The sequence below is a fragment of the Stenotrophomonas sp. HMSC10F06 genome (assembly GCF_001807865.1).
GTDB lineage: Bacteria > Pseudomonadota > Gammaproteobacteria > Xanthomonadales > Xanthomonadaceae > Stenotrophomonas > Stenotrophomonas bentonitica_A.
Window position 1 is genome coordinate 1 of sequence record NZ_KV791309.1, and the last position, 3,526, is coordinate 3,526.

The 3,526-nt window shown below is 53.0% G+C and carries 1 tRNA gene and 2 rRNA genes; all 3 read right to left on the minus strand.

Annotation, left to right across the window (positions count from 1 at the left end):
- Positions 1–9 precede the first annotated feature (9 nt).
- Positions 10–124 (minus strand): 5S ribosomal RNA (gene rrf / locus HMPREF3113_RS17785).
- 124 nt (positions 125–248) lie between these two features.
- Positions 249–3,127, minus strand: a 23S ribosomal RNA gene (locus tag HMPREF3113_RS17790).
- 230 nt (positions 3,128–3,357) lie between these two features.
- Positions 3,358–3,434, minus strand: a tRNA-Ile gene (locus HMPREF3113_RS17795).
- Positions 3,435–3,526 lie beyond the last annotated feature (92 nt).

A 3,526-nucleotide genomic window follows, 5' to 3' on the forward strand; every position in this document is an offset into this window, starting at 1 on the left:
GGGTAAAAACCCTGGCGATGACCTACTCTCGCATGGCTTAGGCCACACTACCATCGGCGCAGCTGCGTTTCACTTCCGAGTTCGGGATGGGATCGGGTGGTTCCACAGCGCTAATTTCACCAGGGAGACAGTTGGAGCGTCGCCATCCTAAGGAACGGATAAGGCGCCTGCCTCTCGTAAGTCTTGTGACGTAGCGTGCACTTGGGATCTATCGACATGTCATGTCGGCCAAGGCAACTTGAGGTTATATGGTCAAGCCACACGGATCATTAGTATCAGTTAGCTCAATACATTGCTGTACTTACACACCTGACCTATCAACCACATAGTCTATATGGTTCCTTCAGGGGGCTTGTGCCCCGGGAGATCTCATCTTGAGGCGCGCTTCCCGCTTAGATGCTTTCAGCGGTTATCGCTTCCGAACATAGCTACCCGGCAATGCCACTGGCGTGACAACCGGAACACCAGAGGTTCGTCCACTCCGGTCCTCTCGTACTAGGAGCAGCCCCTCTCAAATCTCCAACGCCCATGGCAGATAGGGACCGAACTGTCTCACGACGTTCTGAACCCAGCTCGCGTACCACTTTAAATGGCGAACAGCCATACCCTTGGGACCGACTACAGCCCCAGGATGTGATGAGCCGACATCGAGGTGCCAAACACCGCCGTCGATATGAACTCTTGGGCGGTATCAGCCTGTTATCCCCGGAGTACCTTTTATCCGTTGAGCGATGGCCCTTCCATACAGAACCACCGGATCACTAAGTCCTAGTTTCCTACCTGCTTGATCCGTCGATCTTGCAGTCAAGCACGCTTATGCCTTTGCACACAGTGCGCGATGTCCGACCGCGCTGAGCGTACCTTCGAGCTCCTCCGTTACTCTTTAGGAGGAGACCGCCCCAGTCAAACTACCCACCATACACGGTCCCCGATCCAGATTATGGACCTAGGTTAGAACGTCAAGCACGACAGGGTGGTATTTCAAGGATGGCTCCACCACAGCTAGCGCCATGGTTTCATAGCCTCCCACCTATCCTACACAGACGAACTCAACGTTCAGTGTAAAGCTATAGTAAAGGTTCACGGGGTCTTTCCGTCTTGCCACGGGAACGCTGCATCTTCACAGCGATTTCAATTTCACTGAGTCTCGGGTGGAGACAGCGCCGCTGTCGTTACGCCATTCGTGCAGGTCGGAACTTACCCGACAAGGAATTTCGCTACCTTAGGACCGTTATAGTTACGGCCGCCGTTTACTGGGGCTTCGATCAAGAGCTTCGCCTTGCGGCTGACCCCATCAATTAACCTTCCAGCACCGGGCAGGCGTCACACCCTATACGTCCACTTTCGTGTTTGCAGAGTGCTGTGTTTTTGATAAACAGTCGCAGCGGCCTGGTTACTGCGGCCCTCTTCAGCTATAGCTCGCATGAGCCACCAAAAAGGGCGCACCTTCTCCCGAAGTTACGGTGCCATGTTGCCTAGTTCCTTCACCCGAGTTCTCTCAAGCGCCTGAGAATTCTCATCCTACCCACCTGTGTCGGTTTACGGTACGGTCTGCGTAAGCTGAAGCTTAGGAGCTTTTCCTGGAAGCGTGGTATCAGTGACTTCGCCTTAAAGGCTCGTCTCGGTGCTCGGTCTTAAAGGATCCCGGATTTGCCAAAGATCCAAACCTACCGCCTTTCCCCCGGACAACCAACGCCGGGTACACCTAACCTTCTCCGTCCCTCCATCGCACTTACGCGAGGTGCAGGAATATTAACCTGCTTCCCATCGACTACGACTTTCGTCCTCGCCTTAGGGGCCGACTCACCCTGCGCCGATTAACGTTGCGCAAGGAAACCTTGGGCTTTCGGCGTGCGGGTTTTTCACCCGCATTATCGTTACTCATGTCAGCATTCGCACTTCCGATACCTCCAGCAGACTTCTCAATCCACCTTCAACGGCTTACGGAACGCTCCTCTACCGCGTACATATAAATATGCACACCCCAAGCTTCGGTTCACTGCTTAGCCCCGTTAAATCTTCCCCGCAGACCGACTCGACCAGTGAGCTATTACGCTTTCTTTAAAGGGTGGCTGCTTCTAAGCCAACCTCCTGGCTGTCTGTGCCTTTCCACATGGTTTTCCACTTAGCAGTGAATTTGGGACCTTAGCTGTGGGTCTGGGTTGTTTCCCTTTTCACGACGGACGTTAGCACCCGCCGTGTGTCTCCCATACAGTCCGTCTCGGTATTCGGAGTTTGCAATGGTTTGGTAAGTCGCGATGACCCCCTAGCCATAACAGTGCTCTACCCCCGAGAGGATACATATGAGGCGCTACCTAAATAGCTTTCGAGGAGAACCAGCTATCTCCGGGTTCGATTAGCTTTTCACTCCTAATCACAGCTCATCCCCGTCTTTTGCAACAGACGTGGGTTCGGGCCTCCAGTACCTGTTACGGCACCTTCACCCTGGCCATGACTAGATCACCCGGTTTCGGGTCTACTGCCCGCGACTATGCGCCCTTATCAGACTCGGTTTCCCTTCGCCTCCCCTATACGGTTAAGCTTGCCACGAACAGTAAGTCGCTGACCCATTATACAAAAGGTACGCAGTCACTCTTTCGAGCTCCTACTGCTTGTACGCACACGGTTTCAGGATCTATTTCACTCCCCTCTCCGGGGTTCTTTTCGCCTTTCCCTCACGGTACTGGTTCACTATCGGTCGGTCAGTAGTATTTAGCCTTGGAGGATGGTCCCCCCATGTTCAGACAGGGTTTCACGTGCCCCGCCCTACTCGTCTTCACTGGAGTGGCCCTTTTAAATACAGGGCTATCACCTTCTATGGCCAGCCGTTCCAGGCTGTTTTTCTAGAACCATTCCAGCTTAAGGGCTAGTCCCCGTTCGCTCGTCGCTACTCAGGGAATCTCGGTTGATTTCTTTTCCTCTGGTTACTTAGATATTTCAGTTCACCAGGTTCGCTTCCAGCAGCTATGTATTCACTGCAGGATACCCGCAAGCGGGTGGGTTTCCCCATTCGGACATTACCGGATCAAAGCTTGTTGCCAGCTCCCCGATACTTTTCGCAGGCTGCCACGTCCTTCATCGCCTCTGACCGCCAAGGCATCCACCGTGTGCGCTTATTCGCTTGACCATATAACCGCAAGTTGCCTTGGGTTATATATATGACCTGGGGGTACAAAGCCCAGATACGAAATATAACGACTCAATTAATAAGAAGACATTTAAGTCTTCCGCCTTAGCCTCACGACACGTCTAAGATAGAATCTCAAAACGCTCGCTACGTCACAAGTTTTAAAAGAACACGTACCAGCCACAATGCTGATCCGTAATAAATTCTTTGTATGCGCTAGTCATTCAGAGTGGTGGGTCTGGGTAGACTCGAACTACCGACCTCACCCTTATCAGGGGTGCGCTCTAACCACCTGAGCTACAGACCCAATGTCCGTTCAGCTCATTGCTACCGCGTCGATAAACTCGCGGCGTGTGGTGGAGCCTGTCGGGATCGAACCGACGACCCCCTGCTTGCAAA